The organism is Stappia stellulata, from assembly GCF_020176715.1.
Classification (GTDB): Bacteria; Pseudomonadota; Alphaproteobacteria; order Rhizobiales; family Stappiaceae; genus Stappia.
The window spans coordinates 1-23,402 of the sequence record NZ_JAIVMF010000028.1; the positions used below are offsets into that span (position 1 = coordinate 1).

Below are 23,402 nucleotides of genomic sequence, written 5' to 3' on the forward strand. Positions count from 1 at the left end.
CGACCTGCAGACCGGTGATGGTGATCACCGGCACCAGCGTGTTTTTCAGCGCGTGGCGGAAATTGATGCCGCGCGGGCGCCTTGCCCGCGCGCTCGACAGTGACATCCTCTATTCCTTCCTGCGCTCCAAGGTGACGATCCTTTCCGCCATCGTGACGCTGGTGTTCTTCGCAGGGGCAGCCTTCGCGCCCTGGATCGCGCCGCACAATCCCTTCGACCTGGCGACGATCTCCATTCTCGACGCCCGGCTCCCGCCGCTCGGCATGGAGTATTCCGACCCGCGCTTCATCCTGGGCACCGACGATCAGGGCCGCGACGTCTTCTCCGGCATTCTCTACGGCGCGCGCATCTCGCTCGCCGTCGGTTTCCTGTCGGTGTTCTTCGCAGCCATCGTCGGGGTGATGCTCGGCCTGATCGCCGGCTATGTCGGCGGCAAGGTCGACGCTGTCATCATGCGCATTGCCGAGGTGCAGCTCACCTTCCCGGCGATCCTGATCGCGCTTCTGGTCGACGGCGTCGCCCGTGCCCTCTTCGGCAATCTCGACCGCGAACGTTTCGCCTTCTGGATCCTGGTGTTTTCCATCGCGCTGTCGTTCTGGGTACAGTTCGCCCGGACCGTGCGCGGCTCGACGCTGGTGGAGCGCAACAAGGAATACGTCCAGGCCGCGCGCCTGATCGGCATCCCCCGCTTCCTCATCATGATCCGCCATGTGCTGCCCAATGTGATCGGCCCGGTGCTCGTCATCGCGACCATCAACCTGGGCCTTGCGATCATCACCGAAGCGACGCTGTCGTTCCTCGGCGTCGGCATTCCGCCGACGCAGCCCTCGCTCGGCACCCTGGTGCGGATTGGCAATGACTTCCTGTTCTCCGGCGAATGGTGGATCGCGATGTTCCCCGGTTTCGCGTTGGCCGTGCTCGTGCTCGCCGTCAACCTGCTTGGCGACTGGCTGCGCGACGCGCTGAATCCGAAGCTTCGCTAGTGGTTTGATTCCGACATTTGCCTCCCCGTGCAGCACCGCCGAAGCAAATGTCGGAATCAAGAGAACCACTAGATCAATATATGATTTCAGTGGAGCTTATGAATTTGACATTTGATCAGGAGCCTCGCCGCAAACGGGATTCAAATGTCAAATTCGCTCCACTGGAGGACACATGTGACGGGATCACAGACACGATGACCCAAACTCCGCTTCTTTCCGTCCGCGATCTCAGGGTCGAGTTCCCGACCCGGCGCGGCATCCTGAAGGCGATCGACGGCATCTCCTTCGACCTCAAGGAAGGCGAGGTGCTCGGCGTCGTTGGCGAATCCGGCGCCGGCAAGTCGATCACCGGCACCGCCGTGATCGGCCTGCTCGAACCTCCCGGACGCATCGCCGGCGGCGAGGTCCTGCTGAAGGGCGAGCGCATCGACAACCTGTCGCAACAGGCCATGCGCAAGATCCGCGGCAAGCGGATCGGCATGATCTTCCAGGACCCGCTGACGAGCCTCAATCCGCTGTTCACCGTCGGCGAGCAGATCATCGAGACGATCCTCACCCACCTGCCGGTGTCGGAACGCCAGGCGCGCGACCGCGCCGTGGCGCTTCTGGAGGAGGTCGGCATTCCCGCCGCCGCCGACCGGCTGAACGCCTATCCGCACCAGTTCTCCGGCGGCATGCGCCAGCGCGTTGTGATCGCGCTGGCGCTCTGCGCCGAACCGGAACTGGTGATCGCCGACGAGCCGACCACCGCGCTCGACGTCTCGGTGCAGGCCCAGATCATCCGCCTGCTGCAGCGGGTGTGCCGCGACCATGGCACGGCGGTGATGCTGATCACCCACGACATGGGCGTGATCGCCGAAACCGCCGACCGCGTCGCGGTGATGTACTCCGGGCGGATCGCCGAGATCGGCCCCGTGCGCAACGTGATCAAGGCGCCGCGCCATCCCTATACCGTCGGCCTGATGGGGGCGATCCCCTCGCTGACCGGCGATCACGACCGCCTGACCCAGATCCCCGGATCGATGCCGCGGCTCGATTCCATTCCCGCAGGCTGCGCCTTCAATCCGCGCTGCTCGCTGGTGATGGACAAATGCTATCGCGACCGCCCCGACCTGGTGCAGGCCGGCGAAAGCCGCGCCGCCTGCTGGAAAGTGTCCGAGACAGAAGAGGCCGCCGGACGATGACATCCCCCGCTCAGCCCGCCCCTCAACCCGTCGTCGAGGTCTCGGGCCTCTCGCGCACCTTCGACGTCTCCAAGCCCTGGCTCAACCGGGTGCTGGAGCGTTCGCCGCGCGCGCTGCTCCGGGCCGCCAAGGACATCTCCTTCTCGATCACCAAGGGCGAGACCTTCGCGCTCGTCGGCGAATCCGGTTCGGGCAAGTCCACGGTCGCCAAGATGGTGGTCGGCCTGCTGGAGGCCAGTGCCGGCGAGATCCGCATCGAGGGCGTCGACATGCGCTCGCGCCGGCAGGCGGGCGTGGAAATGCGCGAGCTGCGCCGGCGCATCCAGATGATCTTCCAGGACCCCTATGCCAGCCTCAATCCGCGCTGGCGGGTCGACCGGATCATTTCCGAGCCGATCCGCGCCTTCAAGATGGAGAGCTCCGAGGAGGCGATCTCCAAACGGGTCGGCGAATTGCTGGAACTGGTGCGCCTGCATCCGCGCGACGGCGCCAAATATCCGCATGAGTTTTCCGGCGGCCAGCGCCAGCGCATCTGCATCGCCCGTGCGCTGGCCTCCAAGCCGGAGTTCCTGGTCTGCGACGAGCCGACCTCCGCGCTCGACGTCTCGGTGCAGGCGCAGATCCTGAACCTGATGCGCGACCTGCAGGACGAGTTCGGCCTGACATACCTTTTCATCAGCCACGATCTCGCGGTCGTGCGCCACATGGCCAAGCGCATCGGCGTGATGTATCTCGGCCGGCTGGTGGAGGTCGCGGAAAGCCGGACGCTGTTCAAGACGCCCCAGCATCCCTATACGCGCATGCTGCTGGAGGCGATCCCGGACCTGGAGATGACCGGCAAGCCGCGCCGCCCGGTGGAAGGCGAGATCCCCAATCCGATCAACCCGCCGTCGGGCTGCGCGTTTCATCCGCGCTGTCCACTTGCCAACGAGCGGTGTTCGCGCGAGTTTCCGCAGTTCCGTCAGGTCGGCGACACGGGCGTTGCCTGCCACGCGGTGGAGGAAGGCCGGACCACGGTCTGAGGCCGCGTCTTTTGCCTCTTGACCTTGCCGTGACTGGAAGTCTCATGTGTGGCTGAACCTTGGCGGTCCGGCGCCTGCGCGCGTCCCGCGCCCGGCGCGACGCGCCCGTGCCGCCCTTTCCAGACCATCCCCCGTATCGAGACGGGGCCGGAGATACCCATGGCCCAAGCCACCGCCGCCCTTCCGCAGACTGCGGATGATGCACCGACCGCCACCATACAGCTCGCCATCGGCGGCATGACCTGCGCCGCCTGCGCCGCGCGCATCGAGAAGGTGCTGTCGCGCACCCCCGGCGTCGTCCGCGCCGCGGTCAACCTGCCGCTGGAAACGGCGCAGGTGGAAACCGATGCCGGCCTCGACGCGACGACGCTGATCGAAGCAGTTGAAGCGACCGGCTTCACCGCCGAACGCCGCGCCAGCAGCTTCGAGGAAGAACGCCGCCGCCAGGACGAACAGGACGCCCGCGCCCGTTCGGAGGAAAAGACGACGCTTGTCCTGCTCGTCGTCGCGGCGATCGCCACCGCGCCGATGGTCGCCGGCATGGTCGGCATGACCTTCGGCGTGGCGATCATGCCGCCGGCCTGGGTGCAGGCGGTGCTTGCCACTTTCGTGCAGGTGCTCGTCGGCAAGCGCTTCTATGTCGGCGCCTGGAAGGCGCTCAGAAGCGGCGGCGCCAATATGGACGTGCTCGTGGTGCTCGGAACCACGGCAGCCTGGGCCTACAGCCTGGTCCTGACGGTGCAGGCCTGGCCGGGCGATCCGGGCCACCTCTATTTCGAGGCCTCCGCCGTCATCCTGACGCTGATCCTCTTCGGCAAGCTGATGGAAACCCGCGCCAAGCGCACCACGACGGCGGCGGTGCGCGCGCTGACGCAGCTGCGCCCCCTCACCGCCCATCGCCTGCGCGGCGGCGAGCTCGAGACCGTATCCGTCGAGGCGCTCTTTCACGGCGATCACATCGTGGTCAAGCCGGGCGAGCGCATGCCCGTCGACGGCCGGGTGGTCAGCGGCGAGAGCGAACTGGACGAATCTCTCGTCACCGGCGAGAGCCTTCCGGTTGCCAAGGCGCCCGGCGACGAGGTGATCGGCGGCACCATCAACGGCTCCGGCGCGCTGACGGTCGAGGCCACCGCGCTCGGCGCCGACAGCAAGCTCTCCGCGATCATCCGCCTGGTCGAACACGCCCAGAGCGCCAAGGCCCCGGTGCAGAAGCTGGTCGACCGGGTGTCGGCGGTCTTCGTGCCGATCGTCGTCTTGATCGCGCTCGCGACCTTCGCCGGCTGGTGGCTGTCTGGCGCAAGCCTCGATGCGACGGTGGGCGCGGCGGTCGCCGTGCTCGTCATCGCCTGTCCCTGCGCGCTCGGACTGGCCACGCCGACCGCCCTTGTCGCGGGAACGGGCGCGGCGGCGCGCGCCGGCATCCTCATCCGCGACATCGAGGCACTGGAAGTGGCGCATAATGTCGACACCGCCATCTTCGACAAGACCGGCACGCTGACGCGCGGCGAGCCGCAGGTCACCGACATCCGCTCCTTCGACCGCAACGAGGACCGGCTCTTGCTGATCGCCGCAAGCGCGCAGCTGCCGAGCGAGCATCCGCTGGCCCGGGCGATGATCGGCAAGGCGAAGGAGCGCGGCCTGACGCTGACCCAGCCGACGCAATTCCGCGCCGTGCCCGGACAGGGCATCGTCGTCGAAATCGCCGGCGAGACGGTCGCCATCGGCAACCGCCGGCTGATGGAGGCGCAGGGCGTCGACGCCTTCCTGACGCAGCAGATGTCGCGCGAGTTCGAGGCACAGGGAAAGACCTGCGCGACCATTGCCATCGCCGGCCGCGCAATCGGCGTCATCGCCATGGCCGACACGGTGCGCGACGAGACCCCGCGCACCCTGGAGCGGCTGGCCGAAGCCGGCGTGGAAACGGTGATGCTGACCGGCGACACGGAAACGGTGGCACGCGCCGTGGCCGCACAGCTCGGGATCGACCGGGTGATCGCCGGCGTCGCGCCGGACGGCAAGGCGGAAACGGTCGCAGCGCTCGTGGCGGAAGGAAAGATCGTCGCGATGATCGGCGACGGCATCAACGATGCCCCGGCGCTCGCCGCCGCCAACATCGGCATCGCCATGGGCTCCGGCGCCGAGGTTGCCATGGAAACCGCCGGCATCACCTTGATGCGCTCTAAGCTCGATCTGGTTGCCGATGCGCTGCTGGTGTCGCGCGCCACCGTGCGCAAGATCCGCCAGAACCTGTTCTGGGCCTTCATCTACAACGTCGTCGGCCTGCCGCTCGCCGCCTTCGGGCTGCTGACGCCGGCCTTCGCCGGCGCGGCAATGGCGCTCTCCTCCGTCTCCGTCGTCACCAATGCCGCGCTGCTGCGGCGCTGGAAGCCGCGCGCGGGCTGAGCCTCTTCGCTTTCGGCAAAGCAGGTCTTCGCGCTTGCCAGTGCGGCTCCCGATTTGTCATACAAATGGGAGCCGCATTTTCCTTTTCCTGCCGGAGACCCTGCAATGTCCGCGAAAGATCCCAAAAGCCTGCGTTCGCGCGCCTGGTTCGACGACCCGGCCGATCCCGGCATGACCGCGCTCTATATCGAGCGCTACCTGAACTACGGGCTGACGCGCGAGGAATTGCAGTCGGGCAAGCCGATCATCGGCATCGCCCAGACCGGTTCGGATCTGTCGCCCTGCAACCGTCATCACATCGAGCTTGCCAAGCGGGTGCGCGAGGGCATCCGCGAGGCCGGCGGCATCTGCTTCGAGTTTCCCGTCCATCCGATCCAGGAGACCGGCAAGCGCCCGACGGCCTCGCTCGACCGCAACCTCGCCTATCTGGGGCTGGTGGAACTGCTGCACGGCTATCCGATCGACGGCGTGGTGCTGACCATCGGCTGCGACAAGACCACGCCCGCCTGCCTGATGGCGGCGGCAACGGTGAACATTCCGGCCATCGCGCTCTCCGTCGGGCCGATGCTGAACGGCTGGCACCGCGGCGAGCGCACCGGCTCCGGCACCATCGTGTGGAAGGCGCGCGAGATGCTCGCCGCCGGCGAGATCGACTACGCCGGCTTCATGGACCGGGTCGCCTCGGCCGCGCCCTCGGTCGGCTATTGCAACACCATGGGGACGGCGACGACGATGAATTCGCTCGCCGAGGCACTCGGCATGCAATTGCCGGGTGCTGCCGCCATTCCCGCCACCTACCGCGAGCGCGCCCAGGTCTCCTATGAGACCGGCAAGCGCATCGTCGACATGGTCTGGGAGGACCTCAAACCCTCCGACATCATGACCCGCGCGGCCTTCGAGAACGCCATCGTGGTGAACTCCGCCATCGGCGGCTCGACCAACGCGCCGATCCACCTCAATGCCATCGCCAGCCACCTCGGCGTGCCGCTCGACAATGACGACTGGCAGGAGGTCGGCCACGACGTGCCGCTGCTCGTCAACATGCAGCCGGCCGGCGAATATCTCGGCGAGGACTATCACCACGCCGGCGGCGTCCCGGCGGTGATCGCGGAGCTGATGAAGGCGAATGCCCTGCCGCACCCGCAAGCGCTCACGGTCAACGGCCGGAGCCTCGGCGACAATTGCCGGGAGGTGGAAAACCTCGACCCGCGCGTGATCCGCCCGATGTCCGACCCGCTGGTCGACAAGGCCGGCTTCCTCAATCTCAAGGGCAATCTCTTCGACAGCGCGATCATGAAGACCAGCGTGATCTCGAAGGAGTTCCGCGACCGCTACCTGTCGAACCCGGACGACCCCGACGCCTTCGAGGGCCGTGCCGTCGTCTTCGAGGGACCGGAGGATTATCACGCCCGCATCGAGGACCCGGATCTCGACATCGACGAATACTGCCTGCTGTTCATTCGCGGCTCGGGGCCGATCGGCTACCCCGGCGGCGCGGAGGTCGTCAACATGCAGCCACCGGCGGCGCTGATCAAACGCGGCATCCATGCCATGCCCTGCATCGGCGACGGCCGCCAGTCCGGCACCTCCGGCTCCGCCTCGATCCTGAACGCCGCCCCCGAGGCCGCCGCCGGCGGCGGGCTGGCGCTCCTGAAGAGCGGCGACCGGGTGCGCATCGACCTGAAAAAGGGAACCGCCGACATCCTGATATCGACGGACGAACTGGAAGAACGCCGCAAGGCGCTCGCTGCTGCCGGCGGGTTCAAATATCCCGATCACCAGACCCCCTGGCAGGAAATCCAGCGCGCCCTCGTCGAGCAGTTCGACAAGGGGATGGTGCTGAAGGGCGCAACGGCCTATCGCGACATTGCCCACACAAGGGGCATCCCGCGCCACAACCATTGAGCCCCGCGCCGCCACCTGCGACAAGAGGCCAGTGGCGGCGCATTTTTATTGACGATTACGTAAGCGTCATGTTTGGTTGCCACGATCACTCTTGCCCTTAACAGGCATCAACCGGGAGACCAGACATGGCATTGAACGAACTCACCGAAAAGATCCGCGGCAAGGTCGCGGGCGGCGGCATTTCCGACACGGTGAAATTCGATTGCGGCGAAGCCGGCGTGATCTTCGTCGAGGGCGCGAACGTCTCCAACGAGGACAAGGACGCCGATTGCACCATCCGGATCTCGGAAGACAATCTGGAAAGCCTGCTGGCCGGCGAGCTCAATCCGACCACGGCCTTCATGACCGGCAAGATCAAGGTCGACGGCGACATGAGCGTCGCCATGAAACTCGGCAGCATCGTCTGAAGATCAGCGGGTGCCCGCGCCAGCCGCGCGGGCCGTTTCCTCGCGCTCTCCCCTTGACGCCCGGCGACGGGTGGCCTTCGTATGGGGCAGGAGACGACAGCAGGGAGACGCTGGAATGGTACATGTGCTGGTGACGGGGGCGGCCGGCATGCTCGGCCGCAAGCTTGTCGAGACCCTCGCGCGCGGCGGCCTGCTCGGCGGGCGCGAGATCACCCGCATGACGCTGTCGGACATGGTGGCGCCGCAGCCGCCGGAAACGCTCGCCATGCCGGTGACCAGCATCGCCGGCGACTTCTCCCGCCCGGGCGCGGCCGAAACCCTTGTCGCGCACAAGCCGGACGTGATCTTTCATCTCGCGGCCGTCGTGTCCGGCGAGGCGGAAGCGGAGATGGAGAAAGGCTACGAGATCAACCTCGACGGCACCCGCCGGCTGCTCGATGCGATCCGCGACATCGGCGGCGGCTATTGCCCGCGCGTGGTCTTCGCCTCGTCGCTGGCGGTCTTCGGCGCGCCGCTGCCCGATCCCATTCCCGACACCCACCACCTGACGCCGCTGACCTCCTACGGCACCCAGAAGGCGATGTGCGAGCTGCTTCTCGCCGACTACAGCCGTCGCGGCCTGATCGACGGCATCGGCATCCGCCTGCCGACCGTGGTCGTGCGCCCCGGCCGCCCCAACAAGGCTGCCTCCGGCTTCTTCTCCGGCATCATCCGCGAGCCGCTGAACGGCGAGGAGGCGATCCTTCCGGTCGATGACGACACCGCCCACTGGATCGCCAGCCCGCGCGCCGCCACCGGCTATCTCATGCATGCCGCCGCCCTCGACACGCAGGCGCTCGGCGCCCAGCGCAGCCTGACGATGCCGGGCCTGCGCATCACGGTCGCCGAGGAAATCGAGACGCTGGCCCGCATCGCCGGACCGACCCGCACGCAGTTGATCCGCCGCGAGCCGGATCCGGTCATTGCCCGTATCGTCGCGGGATGGCCGCGCAGTTTCGACGCCGCCCGCGCCGAAGCGCTCGGCTTCCAGCCGGACCCGGATTTCGAGACGGTGGTGCGCGCCTATATGGAGGACGCCGGGATCGGGTCGGATGCGGTGCTGATGTGATCCTCTCCCGCCTTTTGCATTGATCGCGAGGCGGACTGCCGGCCAATATGGTGCAATGAGGAAAGACAGGCAGGGTTCGTCCGCACGATCAGGGCCGGCCGCCGCGCCGGACACGGCGGCACGGGCGCTGGCAACCGCGGCCGAGCTGCTGCGCGCCAGCGGGCCGGACCATGTCACGGTCACGGAAATCGCCCGGCGCCTCGGCATGTCCCATTCCAACATCTACCGCTTCTATCCCAGCAAGGCCGCGCTGCTGGAGGCGGTGATGGCCGCCTGGCTGGGCGAGATCGAGACGGCGCTCGATGCCGCCATCGCCTCGGTCTCCGCGCCGGCGGACCGGCTCGCCGCCTATATCCTTGCCCTGGGCGACGAGACGGGCGCGCGCGCAGGTGAAGACCCGCAAGGCTTTGCCGCCTATGCCGCCCTGTCGGAGCGGGCGGTCGGCGCGATGGGCGCTCACGCCGATGCCTGCCGGGCGCGGATCGAGGCCGTTCTGGTCGAGGGCATGGCGCAAGGGGTGTTCGCCACAGGAGACGCCGCCGCGGCGGCAAGGGCGATCGACAACGCCACGCTCTGCCTGCGTCATCCCGCGCTTGTGCGCACCGCGCGGGCGCCGGCCTCCGCAGAGGAGGCGGAGGACCTTGTCGTGCTGCTGCTTGAAGGCATCCGCGCCTGAGGCAAAGGCCCGGCCGCTCGCTCAGCCGTCGATGTTGGCGGTCTGCGCGGCACTGATGAGATCGGCGCCGATGCCGACCTCGAACAGATCCCAGACCGGTTTCATCGCCGCGACCCACGCCTTGCGCTGCTCCTGGTTGAGCATGCGGATCTGCGTGCCCGCATCGATGATCCGCTGCCGGTTTGTCGCTTCCTTTTCGGCAACCGCCGCGTTGGTGGTCTCGGTGACCTCCTTGATGATCGTCAGAAGCTGGTCGCGCACATCCGGATCAAGCCCCTTCAGCCATCCGTTGGAGGTGACGAGAAGATAGGCGAGAAGCTGGTGATTGGTCTCCGTGACCCCGTCCTGCACCTCATGGAACTTCTGGGTGTAGATGTTCGACCAGGAGTTTTCCTGTCCATCGACGACATTGTTCTTCAGCGCGTGATAGACATCCCTGAACGCAAGCTTGCGCGCGCGCGCGCCCAGCGCCTCGATCATCGCCACTGCCACATCGGAAGGCTGCACCCGAAACGTCAGCCCATCCGCGTCGCCGGGCACGAGCAGCGGCGTGTTCGCGGAAAACTGCTTCAACCCCGAGGTCCAGTAGCCCAGGCCGAGAAAGCCGACATCGGTCATGGCGGTGAGCAGGCCCCGGCCGGCCTCGCTGCGCGTGAACCGCTCGACCGCCGCCAGGTCCTGAAACAGGAACGGCAGGTCGAACAGACGGAACTTGAGCGTATAGGCCTCGAACTTCGACAGCGACGGCGCCGCGAGATGGACATCGCCCAGAAGCAGCGCCTCCATCACCTTGTCGTCGTCGTAGAGCTCGGAGTTGGGAAACACCTGCATGCAGGCCGTTCCGTCCATCTCCGCGTTGACGCGCTTCGCCAAGAGCGTCGCCGCATCGCCCTTGGGATGCCCGCTCGGCGAAACCACGTGGCTGAACTTGATGACCGTCTCGCCGCTCTGGCACTCCTCGGCAATCGCCGGTGCGCCGACGGCAAGGCAGGCGGCCGCGACAACGGCCCTTGCAAAGGCTTTCATGGACGTCCTCCAGGATACGGGGCGTGCCGCCGGCCACAACAGACCGTTGGTCGCGCGCCGGTCACGCCCGCCGGTCCGCGCGGATCATGTCGGCCGCCTTTTCGGCAATCACCATCGTGGGCGCCGCGGTGTTTCCCGATGTGATGGCCGGCATCACCGAGGCATCGGCGACGCGCAGACCGCCAAGCCCGCGCAGCCGCAGCCGCTCGTCGACGACAGACGCGTCGTCCGACCCCATGCGGCAGGTGCCGACGGGATGAAAGATCGTGGTGCCGATGTCGCCCGCAGCGCGCGCCAGATCCTCGTCGCTGTTGACCGCCGATCCCGGCAGGTGTTCCACCGGGAAATAGCGCTCCAGCGCCCTGGCCTGCATGATCTTGCGGGTCAGACGAATGCTGTCGGCGGCGACCTTGCGGTCGCCTTCCGTTGCCAGATAGTTCGGACGGATTTCCGGATGGGCGGCCGGATCGGGCGAGGTGATATGCACATGTCCCCGGCTTTCCGGGCGCAGGTTGCACACGCTTGCGGTGATCGCCGGGAAAGGGTGCAGCGGCTCGCCGAAACGGTCGAGCGACAGGGGCTGCACGTGATACTCGATGTTGGCGGTCTCAAACGCCGGATCGGACCTGGCGAAGACGCCAAGCTGGCTCGGCGCCATCGACATCGGGCCGGAGCGCTTCAGCGCATATTCGGCCGCAATCTTGGCCTTGCCGAACCAGGTGGAGGCAAGCTGGTTGAGCGTGGTGGCGTTCTGCACCTTGAAGACCGTTCGGATCTGCAGGTGGTCCTGCAGATTGGCGCCGACGGCGGGGCGCTCGCACAGCGGCGCGATGCCATGGCGGGAGAGCACCGCCGGATCGCCGATGCCGGAAAGCTCCAGCAGCTGCGGCGAGCCGATGGCGCCGGCCGACAGCACGAGCTCACCATCCACATGCGCATGCGCGGGCTCGCCATCGAGCGTCAGCGAAACGCCCGAGATCCGACCGTCCGCGATCTCCAGCCGCGACACCTGCGCCTTGCTCAGGACCCGCAGGTTGGAACGCGACGCCGCCGGGCGCAGGAAGCCCTTGGCCGCCGTCCAGCGCACGCCGCCGCGCTGCGTCACCTGAAAGTAGGACGAGCCGAAATTGTCGCCGCCGTTGAAGTCCTCCACCTTGGGAATGCCGACTTCCTCGCAGGCATCGCGCACAGCATCGAGGATCTCCCAAGAAAGCCGCTGTTTCTCGACGCGGGTCTCGCCGCCCTGGCCGTGCATCTCGTCGGCGCGCTGATAGTGGTCCTCGCCGCGCCTGAACAGCGGCAGCAGGTCGTCCCAGCCCCAGCCGGTCAGCCCCATCTGGCGCCAGCCGTCATAGTCGCGCGCCTGTCCGCGCATGTAGATCATGCCGTTGATCGACGAACAGCCGCCGAGCACCCGCCCGCGCGGATAGGACAGCGTGCGCCCGTTCAGCCCGGGATCGGGCGCGGTCTTGTAGCCCCAGTCGGTGCGGGGATTGCCCATGCAATAGAGATAGCCGACAGGGATATGGATCCAGATGTAGTCGTCCTTGCCGCCCGCTTCCAGGAGCAGCACCCGCACGTCGGGATCGGCGGAGAGGCGATTCGCCAGCACGCAGCCGGCGGATCCCGCCCCGACGATCACATAGTCCCAGTGCCCAAGGTCTTGCATTGATCCTCCCGACCCGTTTGAGGGTATAGGAGGCACAGTGCCGCGCCGCTGGTCAAGGCCAACGACCGGCGATGCGTCCGCGCGCCACGGCGGTAAGCGGATGTCCTCAGACGCCGGCCTCCATGCGCTCGGCCTCGCGCACGGCGTATTCGATCTCGTCGACCAGACCAGCCTCCAGACCGAGCCGCGCGGCCAGCATCTGCAGATAGGCCTTTTCCGCCGCATGATCGGGATCGATGGCAAGCCGCGAGGCGGCGTAGATCTCCGCCGCCGCTTCCGGGCTGCTTGCCCCGGCAACGACCTTGTCGAGGTCGAGCGGCGCGCGCAGCTCGTCCATCAGGAAGGCCTTGGCCTCGCTGTCGAGCCCCGCCTCGTCGATCTTGGCGAAGATCCGGTCCTGCTCCTCGCGGTCGATATGACCGTCCGCCTTGGCGGCCGAGATCATCGCGGTGAGAAGCGTGACGGCGAACTGGTTCTCGCCGCCGGGCTGCCGGGCCGGATCGAAGGCGGTGCCGCGCGGCGCTTCCAGCGGGATCGGCTCGTCGCGGGCCGGCGGCTGCGTGCCCTGCTGGTTGGCGCGGTAGCCCTGATAGGCCTTGTAGGCAAGCCCGGCGACCAGCGCCATGCCGCCATAGGTCACGGCCTTCTTGCCGATCTTGCGGCCGCTCTTGGTGCCGAGCAGAAGCCCCGCCAGACCGCCGGCGAGCGCACCGCCGGCCAACCCGCCGGCATTTCCGCGCACATAGTCCTGCCCGCGTGCCAGATAGTCGCCGCCGCGACCGCTGCCGCCCTGTTGGCCGCCGCCAGCGCCTGATCCAAGGAACTCATCAAGCAAACGTTTCGCGTCGAACATAGTGGCGTCTCTCCGGTCTTGCGGGGTCATCGGTCCTGAAATGGGGACGGCAGGCGCAAGGCGCAAGCGGGCACTCACCCGGCAGTGGCGAAAGGCAGGAGATTGTCGTCCTTCAATGTTTCCATGGCGATGGAGGAGCGCACGTTGCGCACCGAATCATGCGGCAGAAGGTCCTCGTTGATGAAATCGGCGAGCGCCGCCAGATCGCGCACCACGACCTTGAGCAGATAGTCCATGTCGCCGGTCATCACATGCGCTTCCTGCACCTCCGCCAGGCCGCGCACCAGATCCTTGAAGCGACGCGCGTTCTGCCGGCTGTGCGCATCGAGCGCGACGCCGACGAAGGCCACCACCGTGAAGCCCACCGAGGCGGGATCGATATCGGCCCTGTAACGGCGCAGCACGCCGGCCTCCTCCAGCCGCTGCCGGCGGCGCGACACCTGCGATGCCGACAGGCCGATCCGCTCGCCCAACTGCTGGTTCGTGACCGCTGCGTCATCCTGCAGCGACGCGAGGATCTTCGTATCGAACCCGTCAATCTCGATCATTGGACGCACCTTTATTGCTTATCATGCACAGTTTGTGCATCACACGCGGCAACGCAAGCGCCTTTGCACACATCGTGCGCGTCCGGTCTGGCACACTTGGGAAAATGTTCGCAGTCACGAACGCATTCGAGGAGGACATCATGGGACCCTTTCCGCACGACGCACCCCCGGCGAAGGTCACCGACGACAACCCGGCCGGCACCGACGGCTTCGAGTTCGTCGAATTCGCCCATCCCGAGCCGGAAAAGCTCGACGCGCTGTTCCGCCGCATGGGCTATGTCCCGGTCGCGAAACACAAGAGCAAGGCGATCACGCTCTATCGCCAGGGCGACATCACCTATGTGTTGAATGCGGAGCCCGGCTCCTTCGGCATGCGTTTCGTCGACGAACACGGCCCCTGCGCCCCGTCGATGGCCTGGCGCGTGGTCGATGCCAAACACGCCTTCGATCATGCGGTCGCGAAGGGCGCCACGCCCTATGAGGGCGACGACAAGACGCTCGACGTCCCGGCCATCGTCGGCATCGGCGGCTCGCTGCTCTATTTCGTCGACAGCTACGGCACCGGCGGCACCGCCTATGACGCGGAATTCGACTGGCGGGGCAAGCGCGATCCGAAGCCGGAAGGCGTCGGCTTCTATTACCTCGACCACCTGACCCACAACGTCTATCGCGGCAACATGGACAAGTGGTGGGACTTCTACCGCGACCTGTTCAACTTCAGCCAGATCCACTTCTTCGACATCGACGGCCGCATCACCGGCCTCGTCAGCCGCGCGATCACCTCGCCCTGCGGCAAGATCCGCATCCCGCTGAACGAGTCCAAGGACGACACCAGCCAGATCGAGGAATACCTGAAGAAGTACAAGGGCGAGGGCATCCAGCACATCGCCGTCGGCACGGACAATATCTATGATTCCACCGACCGGCTGGCCGACAACGGCCTGAAGTTCATGCCCGGCCCGCCCGACACCTACTACGAGCGCTCGCACGAGCGCGTGCAGGGCCATGACGAGCCGATCGAGCGGATGAAGACGCACGGCATCCTGATCGACGGCGAAGGCGTGGTGAACGGCGGCACGACCAAAATCCTGCTGCAGATCTTCTCCAAGACCGTCATCGGCCCTATCTTCTTCGAATTCATCCAGCGCAAGGGTGACGAAGGCTTCGGCGAAGGCAACTTCCGCGCCCTGTTCGAATCGATCGAGGAAGACCAGATCCGCCGCGGCGTGATCGGCGCCGACGCGGCCGAGTAACCGCGTTCCTCGCAAGGGCGAAACAAAAAGGGCGCGGCCATGGCCGCGCCCGCAGACTGGTGGCAGGGGGCGAATGCTCTCCGGCGTCATACCGGGCAAGCGCAAGCGCGACCCGGTATCGGAGAGCCCAAAACCTATCCGTTTTAAGAAGTTGCCACCCGCGACACCGTGCCTCCCCGATCCCCGGATCGCAGCTCACGCTGCGTCCGGGAGGACGCCTCTTCCGGGGCCTTGCCATCATCCCCACGGCGCCGCCATGGCCGCGCCCTTTATTGTTTGAACTCGATTGCGAACGCGTTCAGCCGTTCGACCGGCCATAGGCCTTGAGCGCGTCGAGGAAGGACTTCGCCCAGGCCGCGGCGTCGTTTTCCTGGATGCGGTCGAAGATCGCCTGCCAGCGGTCGCGGCGCTCGTCGAGCGGCATGTTGAGCGCCGTCTGCAGCGCGCCCGCCACCCCTTCGGCCGAATAGGGATTGACGATCACCGCCTCCGGCATGCCCTCCGCAGCGCCTGCAAAGCGCGACAGCACGACGACGCCCGGATCCTCCCCCCGCTGGGCCGCGACATATTCCTTGGCGACGAGGTTCATCCCGTCGCGCAAGGGGGTGATCAGCGCGACGCGGCTTGCCCTGTAGATACCGGCGAGCGCGCGCCGGGTGAAGCCGCGCGTCATGTAGCGGATCGGCGTCCAGTCAAGATCGGCAAAGCGGCCGTTGATGTTGCCGGTCAGTTCTTCCAGCTCGCTTCGGATATCCGCATATGCGTCCAACTCGGAGCGCGACGGCGGCGCGACCTGCATCAGGCTGACCCGCCCGCGGTTTTCCGGATAATCCTCCAGAAGCCGCTGGAAGGCGCGGAAGCGCTGCGGCAGGCCCTTGGAATAGTCGATCCGGTCGACGCCGATGATCTGGTGGCGGCCGGCCAGGAGCTTCTCGATCCGGTGCGTCTGGCGGCGCGCCTCCACCGTCGTCGCCTGGCGCGCGAAGCCGGCCGCATCGATGCCGATGGGAAAGGACCTTGCGGCAACCGTGCGGCCGTCGGCGATCAGCGTCTCGTCCGGGCCTTCCGGCACGCCCAGTTCCTCCACGACGAAGCGGCGGAAATTGGCGGCATCGCGCGTCGACTGGAAACCGATGACATCATAGGCCAGCATCCGGCGGGCGAGCGTCGCCGCATTCGGCAGGGCCGCCAGCACTTCCGGAGCGGGAAAGGGAATATGCAGAAAGAAGCCGATGGGGTTGTTCACCTCCATCGCGCGCAGCTCCGCCCCAAATGACAGATAATGATAGTCGTGCACCCAGATCACGTCGTCCGGTTCGATCAGCGGCCGAAGCCGCGAGGCGAAGCGCTCGTTGACCCGCCGGTAGCCGTCCTCCAGACGCCGGTCGAAGACGGCGAGATCCAGCCGGTAGTGCAGCACCGGCCAGAGCGTCTTGTTGGCGAAGCCGACATAGAATTCGTCATGGTCGGCCTGGGTCATGTCCAGCGTCTTGAGCGCGACCTTCTTGGTGCCGCCGGTCTTCAGGTTGCCGAAGGTGCCTTCCTCGGAGATCTCGCCGCTCCAACCGAACCAGATCCCGCCGGTCGCGTTCAGCGTGTCGACCAGGGCCACGGCCAGGCCGCCGGCCTGTCCGGTGTCCTTCAGCGGACCGACACGATTGGAAACGACCACCAGGCGCGACATGCTTTTCTCCTTGTTGGCCGCCGCCCCGGACTGCACCGAAGCCTTGCGGCTTAGACCAGACTGTCCCAGCCATCCGACAGGCGCATCGCGCCATTGATGATGCCGACCATCGAATAGGTCTGGGGGAAATTGCCCCACATCTCGCCGGTCTGCGGCGTGGTGTCCTCCGACAGCAGGCCGACATGGTTCCGGCAGGCGAGCATCGCCTCGTAGATCTCCCGCGCCTCGTCCTTGCGCCCGATCCGCGCCAGCGCGTCGATGTACCAGAAGGTACAGATGTTGAACGCGTTTTCCGGCGCGCCGAAATCATCCGCCGCATGATAGCGGAACAGGTGATGTCCGCGCTTCAAGGTGCCGCCGATACGCTCCACCGTGGCGACGAACCGCGGGTCCTTCGCCGGCAGGAACCCGACCTCCGCGATCAGCAGAAGGCTGGCATCGAGATCATTGCCCTCGAAGCTCTCCACGAAGGCGCCGACCTTGTCGTTCCAGCCGCGCTTCAGGATCGTGGCGCGGATCTGCTCGGCGCGCTCGTGCCAGAGCCGGGCGCGTTCCTCGCGGCCGAACTGCCGGGCGATCTTGGCCAGCCGGTCGCAGGCCGCCCAGCACATCAGCGACGACGATGTGTGAACCCTTGCGCGGGTGCGAAGTTCCCAAAGACCCGCATCCGGCTGGTCGTGGAGCGCAAAGGCGCGCTCGCCGATGGTCTCCAGCCGCTCGAAATCGTCGACGCCGGGCTGATGCAGCAGCCGCTTGTCGAAAAACGCCTGCGAGGCGCCGAGCACGATGTTGCCGTAGACGTCGTGCTGGAAATGCTCATAGGCCTGATTGCCGACCCGCACCGGCCCCATGCCGCGATAGCCGGGCAGGTCGACGGTCGTCTCCGTCAGCGTCTTTTCCAGGGCGATGCCGTAGAGCGGCTGGACGTGATCGCCATTGGTCATCGAGGCGATGTTGTTGATGTAGCGAAGATAATTCTCCATCGTCTCCATTTCGGAGAGGGAGTTCAGCGCGCGAACCACGAAGAAGGCGTCGCGCAGCCAGCAATAGCGGTAATCCCAGTTGCGCTCGGTGTTGGCGGCTTCCGGAATGGAGGTCGTCACCGCCGCGACGATCGCGCCGGTCTCCTCATAGGTGCACAGTTTCAAGGTGATGGCGGCGCGAATGACCGCCTCCTGATACTCCAGCGGCAGCCCGAGACGACGCGTCCAGGTGCGCCAGTAGTGGGTCGTCTGTTCCTCGAACTCGCGGCACAGCCGGTCCGCGTGGTCGGTGAGGCTTTCGTCGGGGCCGAGATAGAAGGACAGCGGTCCGTCGATCAGGAACGGCGTTTCATCGCGGACATAGGTAACGGGCGCATTGGTGGTCAGCCGCAGCGTCAGGCCGTTGGCGACAAAGCGCACGTGGTTGGACCCGAAGGTGATCTCCGGCTCGCGCGATCCATAGGCGAAACGCGGACGGCAGCGCACGCGAATGCGCGGATGACCGGCAATCACCCGCACCCGCCGCACCAGCGCATTGGGCCGGAACATCCGGCCCTTGGCCTGAAACCGCGGCGCGAAATCGGTGATCTCGATGGCGTTTCCCGACCCGTCGAACAGCCGCGTGACGACGACGGCGGTGTTTTCGAGATAGGCCTGCTCGCTGCGAACGACGCCCTCGAGCTCGATGGCGAAGGCGCCGTCGCCCTCCTCCCCGCGCGTTCCGAGCAGGGCGTGAAACACCGGATCGCCATCGAAGCGCGGCAGGCAGCACCACACCACACGGGCCATCCGGTCGATCAGGCCGGCAAAGGAGCAGTTTCCAATGATCGCGAGATCAAGGGACTGGGGAGGCGTTGGAATCATTCACAAGCCCTCTTGGGGATGAACATGGGAGGGAAGGCCGCCGGCCAGCCACCGATGAACGTCGGCGACATCGGCGAGGCGAAACCGGGCAAGGCTCTCCGCGCCGCCGACCTTGATGCCGAAGCCGCCGATCGCTTCCGTCGCGCGAATTCCGTCCTCGTCGGTGGTGTCGTCGCCGACGAACACCGGCGTGCGCCCGGCAAAGGGCGGCTGGTCCATGAAGGTGGTCACCGCCCAGCCCTTGTCGCGATAGGCGGGCTTCGCCTCCACGACCATCTTGCCGCGCACCAGGTGAAGATCGGGAAGCTCGGAAATCGCGTCCTGCATCACTTCCAGCACCGCCTCCTCGCAATCGGGCGCGATGCGGTAGTGCACGGCAAGGGCGGCGCCCTTGTCCTCGATGGATACACCCCGCCCCGTCAGACCGCTTCCTGCGAGCGCGGCCTTCAGGATCGCAAGCTCCGGTCCGACCGGCGCGCTGTCGATCTCGTCCTCGGCATGAAACCGGGTCTGGAGGCCGTGCAGACCGGCCGCGGGCAACTGCAGGGGCGCGAGAAACCCGTCGATCTCCCGGATCGGCCGGCCGCTGACGATGGCAACGGCGCCGCCGAGATGGGTCGTCAGCCGCTCAAGCGTAGCAACAAGCGACGTCTCGGGGCGCACCGCGCCGGGCGTCGGAGCGATATCCACCAGCGTTCCGTCGAAGTCGAGGAACAACGCAAGGTCGTCGGAGACAGGCGGCGGCGTGATCATTGCTCCAAGCCTACGCAAACTCGCGCAGGAAGAGAAGCGGGCCGGCGTGCTTTTTCGCAGGTGCAAAATGTCCCCCCGCCCGGGACGAGCGCTTTTTCAGGCCGCGCCGCGCTGCAACAACAAGGCGGTGCCAAGCCCGCCTGCGCTCGCGATGGCCGCAAGGCCGCGGGCGCCCGCCTCCTCCCCGTGCAATTCGTGGAACAGACGGACCGCCAGGATCGCGCCCGATGCCCCGATCGGATGGCCGCGCGCCAGCGCCCCGCCGCTCCGGTTCACCCGGTCAGTGTCGAGCCCGAGCGCATCGACACAGGCAATCGCCTGCGCGGCATAGGCTTCCATCACCTCGAAGACCTGAAGCGTCTCAAGATTGAGGCCGTCGCGCGCGGCAAGCTTTCGCGTTGCGGCAACCGGCGCGAGACCGGGAAGCGCCGGGTCGCATCCGGCCGACGCGGCCCCCTCGATCCTGCAGCAGAACGCGGACGCAAGCCTTGAGAGCAACCGCTCCGACACCAGGCAGACCATCGCCGCCGCATCGGCGGAGACCGCCGCCGTCGCCGCCCGGACCTCAAAGCCCTCCGCCCCGGCCAGATGGCGCGAGCGCATGCAGGTGCTGGTGGTCAACGCGCGCATATAGGCGTCCCACGCCGCCTCCGGCATCTCCACAAGCTCCGGGGACAGCGCCCCGGCGCGATCGGCCGCAAGGGCGCGCGCGTGACTTTCCACCGCCCAGTCCGCCTGTCGTTTCGCGGAAATTCCAAGATGGACGGCAAGCGCTGCCGCGGCCTCCGTCATCTCCGGATCGCGGTCGGGCCAGGGCGTGAACGGCGGTCGGGCATAGGGCGTCGATGACACCGCCCCCGCCGCATCCACCGCATGTCGTTCAGGCGCGCGGGAATAGCTTTCGACACCACCGGCGAGCACGCAGTCCGCCGCCCCGCTTTCGATCAGCCGCGCGCCGAGCGCGATCGCATCCAGGCCCGAACAGCACTGCCGGTCGAGCGTCAGCGCGGGCGTCTCCTCGCCAAGCCCGGCAAGAAGGGCTGCCCGACGGGCCGGATTGCCGCCGCCATAAAGACCGTTTCCGAGAATCACCTCGTCGACATCCGCCGCCGACACGACCGCATCGACAAGGGTCGCCCGGATCACCGGCGCAGCAAGCGCATCGACATCGAGTGCCGCCAACGCACCGCCGCGCGGCACGACCGGGCTGCGTCTGGCCGCGATCATCCAGGCGGCACTCACGTGACCTTCTCCAGCCGTTCGATGCGCTGCGCGAGAGTGACCAGATCCGCCTTTCCGCCGGTAGTCAGCGGCCAGTCCTCTACCAGGTGAAACGCGCGCGGCACCTTGATCGGATCGAGGAACGCCTGGCAATGGCGACGCAACACGTCGGGCGAGACGGATCCATCGCGCGCGCGGATCGCGGCAATGATCCGCTGTCCGCGCAAGGGATCGGGACGCCCGAAGACGGCGCAGGCTGCCACACGGTCGTGACGCAGCAGCACCGCCTCGATTTCCTCGGCAAACACATTCACACCGGCGCAAACCAGCATGCGTGACCGGCGTCCGAGCAGATGCAACCGGCCGCCGTCATCGACAAACCCCTGATCGCCGACGCTGAGCCACCCGTCCTCACGCCGTGTATCGGGATCTCCGCCGAGGACATAACCGTCGAACAGCATGGCGCTCGACACATGGATCAGCCCGGGCGCGCCGGGTGCAAGGCTGCGGCCCGCGTCGTCGCGAATGTCGATCGCAACCCCGGGAAAGGGACGGCCGACCGACGCCGGGGGATCGTCCACCGCCCGCGTCGCGATGAAGCTCGTCTCCGAGGTGCCGTAGAACTCGTGGAACCGCGCGGCCGGAAAGACGTCGGCGGCCGTGTCTCCACTGCCGTGCCACTTCGCCCCGCTCAGCAACACGCGCCGGACACCGGGGAAGGTCAGCCCGCCTGCGCGCGCGGCGCGGAGCAGAAGATCAAGTTGGGTCGGCGTTGCATAGAGAACGGTGGAGCCGGCGGCGCGCATGGTCTTCAAGATGCCGCGCGGCCGGAACCCCGTACTCAGATCGAGACGCGCGCCCATGTGCAGCGCATGCAACGCGCCGAAGAGATGCAGGCTGTGCGACAGACTGCCGGGAACGGCGACCCGGTCCGCGCGCGTCAGCCCGAAGGTGTCCTCGCAGGCCGCAAAGCTCGTCAGCCACGACCCGTGGGATCGCTGGAAGGCTTTCGGCCGACCGGTCGAGCCGGAGGTCAGCCCGATGTAGAACGGATCGGATGCATTGGGGCGCGGCGGCTCAGGGCGAGCCGTCCCGGTATCGTGCGCGCCGGCGTCGCGCGCCTTCGGCGCCGCCTCGAGCGCTGAAAGCGACCAGAACCGCACGGCGAGCGCAGCGCGAAGATCAGCCTCGGGGAACCCGGCCTGTCCGGGGTCGGCGACGACGGCAACACGACCGCTGCGCGCCACGGCAAGCACCAGACGGATCGCCTCATACGGCTGGCGGGTCGAAATGCCGATCCGCGCCCCCGGCGCCGCGAGCTGCCCGAGGGCGTCTTCGATGCGGCCCGTCGTCTCCAGAAGATCCTGCCAGGACAGACGGCTTCCCCCGCAGGCCACGGCGGTCTCACCGCCACTCCGCATTGCATGTCCGTCAAGTGTTACGCCGACAAAAGCCATCAATCCGCGACGGTCACAACCGCGACATCAGCGCATCCGGGCGTCCGCGCGAAATCGCCTCCGCGATCACGGCGACGCCGAACGCCTTGATCAGATCGCCGGGGAGATAGACGAGCGATAAAAACGCGGCCTTTTGCATGGACAGATCCGCAAAGACCGCCAGTCCCGGAATGCCGAAGGAATAAAGGACCCCGATGCCGCCGATGATCGCCGCGGCAAGACTGGCCGGAAAGACCGCCGAGTGCCTGAGGAGCCGCATCACCACGCCACAGGCGAAGGCCGCGATCGGAAAGCCGATGAGAAAGCCGGCCGACGGCCCGAGAAACACCCCCGGCCCGCCACGCCCACCCGGCAGCAGCGGTATGCCGACGGCCACCAGAACCAGAAACAGCAGAACGGCTGCCGCGCCCCGGACCGGCCCGAGCACCACCCCGGCCAGCATGATGCCAAGGCTTTGCAGCGTGATCGGCACACCGCCCCCGAGCGGAAGGGTCAGCCCGGGAACCACGCCGAGGGCGCCGATGATCGCCGCGAATATCGCGATGTAGACGAGACTTCGGTCACCCGTCATCAACCGGTTTGTTCCTGCCTGTTGCGCCTGACCCGGCTCCGGATCGGTATCGCCCCGGACAGCGAGCGCTTCCGCGACGTGATCGGCGGTATTTAAGGCCTGCAGGCACACAGGCGCAACCACTTTAAACCGGCCGGGTCAGCTGTATTGCACCCGATACCTGCCGGAAAACGGCTCCGCAAGGCCCGCCCGCACCGCACCGGTTCGAACCGCCAAGGCCGCCTTTTGCGCCCCTGATGAGAGCGTCGGGATCGTGGCTCCCAAGCGATACGCGTGCGAAATCCCCCCGCAGCCTTGCACGAACGGGCTGGCGCAGGGCGGAGTGAAGCCGCTTGAACCTTCCCTCGCGACGCAGAAAATTCGGGTCGAGCGGGGGCGAAAGCAATCCGACCGGCGTGTTTCCGTCTTGCAGAAAATTGCGGCGCAAGCCCGTTGGCCCGGACGGCGATGCCATGATCGGCAAGCACTACAATCGCCGCAGTATTTGGCCGCCCGCCACCGGCGCGCCGGTCCGACTCAGCCGGCAGGTATGGTTTTGCTAAAGCTTGATAAACCGGTGATTGGGGTTTTGCAACGTGTCGCCGACGCTACGCTGCGTAAGCTTGCAACTCTTGCAAGTATCTCAGCCTCAAGACGCAAACGTCCCGCATCGGGGATGCCTCAATTTTCTAAAAAACGTGACCTGCTTCCCGATTTTCGGATCGTTCTGAGCAGGAATTTTCCAATTATGATCCCGTTGACGGGAGAAGGAGAGTTCCATGAAGAAGTCAAAGTTTTCGGAGGCGCAGATCGCCTTCATCCTGCGTCAGGCCGATGAGGGAGCACCCGTTGC

19 protein-coding genes are annotated in these 23,402 nt (G+C 66.7%); 9 read left to right on the plus strand and 10 right to left on the minus strand.

Annotated elements, in window-relative coordinates; genetic code table 11:
• Nucleotides 1-65: 65 nt before the first annotated feature.
• The 8 genes from LC092_RS19795 (at nt 66) to LC092_RS19830 (ending at nt 9,688) form a co-directional block, all read left to right on the plus strand.
• Nucleotides 66-983 carry an ABC transporter permease gene (locus LC092_RS19795; protein ID WP_224809333.1) on the plus strand — a complete coding sequence of 306 codons (918 nt, stop codon included), beginning with the start codon at nt 66-68 and terminating at the stop codon, nt 981-983.
• Between the two features lie 194 nt (nt 984-1,177).
• Nucleotides 1,178-2,167 (plus strand): ABC transporter ATP-binding protein, encoded by a 990-nt coding sequence (locus LC092_RS19800; protein WP_224809335.1) that lies wholly within the window; start codon nt 1,178-1,180, stop codon nt 2,165-2,167.
• A complete protein-coding gene (locus LC092_RS19805; RefSeq protein ID WP_224809336.1) occupies nt 2,164-3,189 on the plus strand; it encodes an ABC transporter ATP-binding protein in 1,026 nt (341 codons plus the stop codon). Before LC092_RS19800 ends, LC092_RS19805 begins: the two co-directional genes overlap by 4 nt.
• Nucleotides 3,190-3,348: 159 nt before the next feature.
• Nucleotides 3,349-5,592: a heavy metal translocating P-type ATPase gene (locus tag LC092_RS19810; RefSeq protein ID WP_224809337.1), complete on the plus strand. Its 2,244-nt coding sequence runs from the start codon at nt 3,349-3,351 to the stop codon at nt 5,590-5,592.
• 105 nt (nt 5,593-5,697) lie between these two features.
• On the plus strand, nt 5,698-7,497 hold the full coding sequence (locus LC092_RS19815) for an IlvD/Edd family dehydratase (RefSeq protein ID WP_224809338.1): 1,800 nt from the start codon (nt 5,698-5,700) through the stop codon (nt 7,495-7,497).
• A 125-nt stretch (nt 7,498-7,622) separates the two neighbouring features.
• Nucleotides 7,623-7,904, plus strand: a complete 282-nt coding sequence (locus tag LC092_RS19820) for an SCP2 sterol-binding domain-containing protein (RefSeq protein ID WP_224809339.1) — start codon at nt 7,623-7,625, stop codon at nt 7,902-7,904.
• Nucleotides 7,905-8,019: 115 nt separating this feature from the next.
• The gene (denD, locus tag LC092_RS19825; protein ID WP_224809340.1) at nt 8,020-9,012 is read left to right on the plus strand and encodes a D-erythronate dehydrogenase; all 993 of its coding nucleotides are present in this window, start codon (nt 8,020-8,022) and stop codon (nt 9,010-9,012) included.
• A 55-nt stretch (nt 9,013-9,067) separates the two neighbouring features.
• The gene (locus tag LC092_RS19830) at nt 9,068-9,688 is read left to right on the plus strand and encodes a TetR/AcrR family transcriptional regulator (protein WP_224809341.1); all 621 of its coding nucleotides are present in this window, start codon (nt 9,068-9,070) and stop codon (nt 9,686-9,688) included.
• A 21-nt stretch (nt 9,689-9,709) separates the two neighbouring features.
• On the opposite strand, the gene LC092_RS19835 is transcribed toward LC092_RS19830, so the two are convergent.
• From LC092_RS19835 to LC092_RS19850, 4 genes are all read right to left on the minus strand, one after another.
• On the minus strand, nt 9,710-10,714 hold the full coding sequence (locus LC092_RS19835; protein ID WP_224809342.1) for a DctP family TRAP transporter solute-binding subunit: 1,005 nt from the start codon (nt 10,712-10,714) through the stop codon (nt 9,710-9,712).
• A 61-nt stretch (nt 10,715-10,775) separates the two neighbouring features.
• Nucleotides 10,776-12,383 carry a GMC family oxidoreductase gene (locus LC092_RS19840; RefSeq protein WP_224809344.1) on the minus strand — a complete coding sequence of 536 codons (1,608 nt, stop codon included), beginning with the start codon at nt 12,381-12,383 and terminating at the stop codon, nt 10,776-10,778.
• Between the two features lie 106 nt (nt 12,384-12,489).
• Nucleotides 12,490-13,236 carry a tellurite resistance TerB family protein gene (locus tag LC092_RS19845; protein WP_224809345.1) on the minus strand — a complete coding sequence of 249 codons (747 nt, stop codon included), beginning with the start codon at nt 13,234-13,236 and terminating at the stop codon, nt 12,490-12,492.
• A gap of 74 nt (nt 13,237-13,310) precedes the next feature.
• Nucleotides 13,311-13,784: an Lrp/AsnC family transcriptional regulator gene (locus LC092_RS19850; RefSeq protein WP_224809347.1), complete on the minus strand. Its 474-nt coding sequence runs from the start codon at nt 13,782-13,784 to the stop codon at nt 13,311-13,313.
• A gap of 140 nt (nt 13,785-13,924) precedes the next feature.
• On the opposite strand from LC092_RS19850, the gene hppD reads away from it, so the two are divergent.
• Entirely contained in the window at nt 13,925-15,037 is a 1,113-nt protein-coding gene (gene hppD / locus LC092_RS19855) for a 4-hydroxyphenylpyruvate dioxygenase (protein ID WP_224809349.1), read from the plus strand.
• 298 nt (nt 15,038-15,335) lie between these two features.
• Here hppD and LC092_RS19860 read toward each other — a convergent pair whose 3' ends face one another.
• From LC092_RS19860 to LC092_RS19885, 6 genes are all read right to left on the minus strand, one after another.
• Nucleotides 15,336-16,721 (minus strand): alpha,alpha-trehalose-phosphate synthase (UDP-forming), encoded by a 1,386-nt coding sequence (locus tag LC092_RS19860; RefSeq protein ID WP_224809351.1) that lies wholly within the window; start codon nt 16,719-16,721, stop codon nt 15,336-15,338.
• 50 nt (nt 16,722-16,771) lie between these two features.
• Nucleotides 16,772-18,568 carry a glycoside hydrolase family 15 protein gene (locus tag LC092_RS19865; protein ID WP_224809353.1) on the minus strand — a complete coding sequence of 599 codons (1,797 nt, stop codon included), beginning with the start codon at nt 18,566-18,568 and terminating at the stop codon, nt 16,772-16,774.
• The gene (otsB, locus tag LC092_RS19870) at nt 18,569-19,321 is read right to left on the minus strand and encodes a trehalose-phosphatase (RefSeq protein ID WP_224809354.1); all 753 of its coding nucleotides are present in this window, start codon (nt 19,319-19,321) and stop codon (nt 18,569-18,571) included.
• A 96-nt stretch (nt 19,322-19,417) separates the two neighbouring features.
• Nucleotides 19,418-20,563 (minus strand): acetyl-CoA C-acyltransferase, encoded by a 1,146-nt coding sequence (locus LC092_RS19875; RefSeq protein ID WP_224809355.1) that lies wholly within the window; start codon nt 20,561-20,563, stop codon nt 19,418-19,420.
• Nucleotides 20,560-21,963: an AMP-binding protein gene (locus LC092_RS19880; protein ID WP_263627225.1), complete on the minus strand. Its 1,404-nt coding sequence runs from the start codon at nt 21,961-21,963 to the stop codon at nt 20,560-20,562. The genes LC092_RS19875 and LC092_RS19880 overlap by 4 nt, the downstream gene beginning before the upstream one ends.
• Before the next feature lie 49 nt (nt 21,964-22,012).
• On the minus strand, nt 22,013-22,570 hold the full coding sequence (locus LC092_RS19885) for a biotin transporter BioY (RefSeq protein ID WP_224809357.1): 558 nt from the start codon (nt 22,568-22,570) through the stop codon (nt 22,013-22,015).
• Nucleotides 22,571-23,402: the final 832 nt, after the last annotated feature.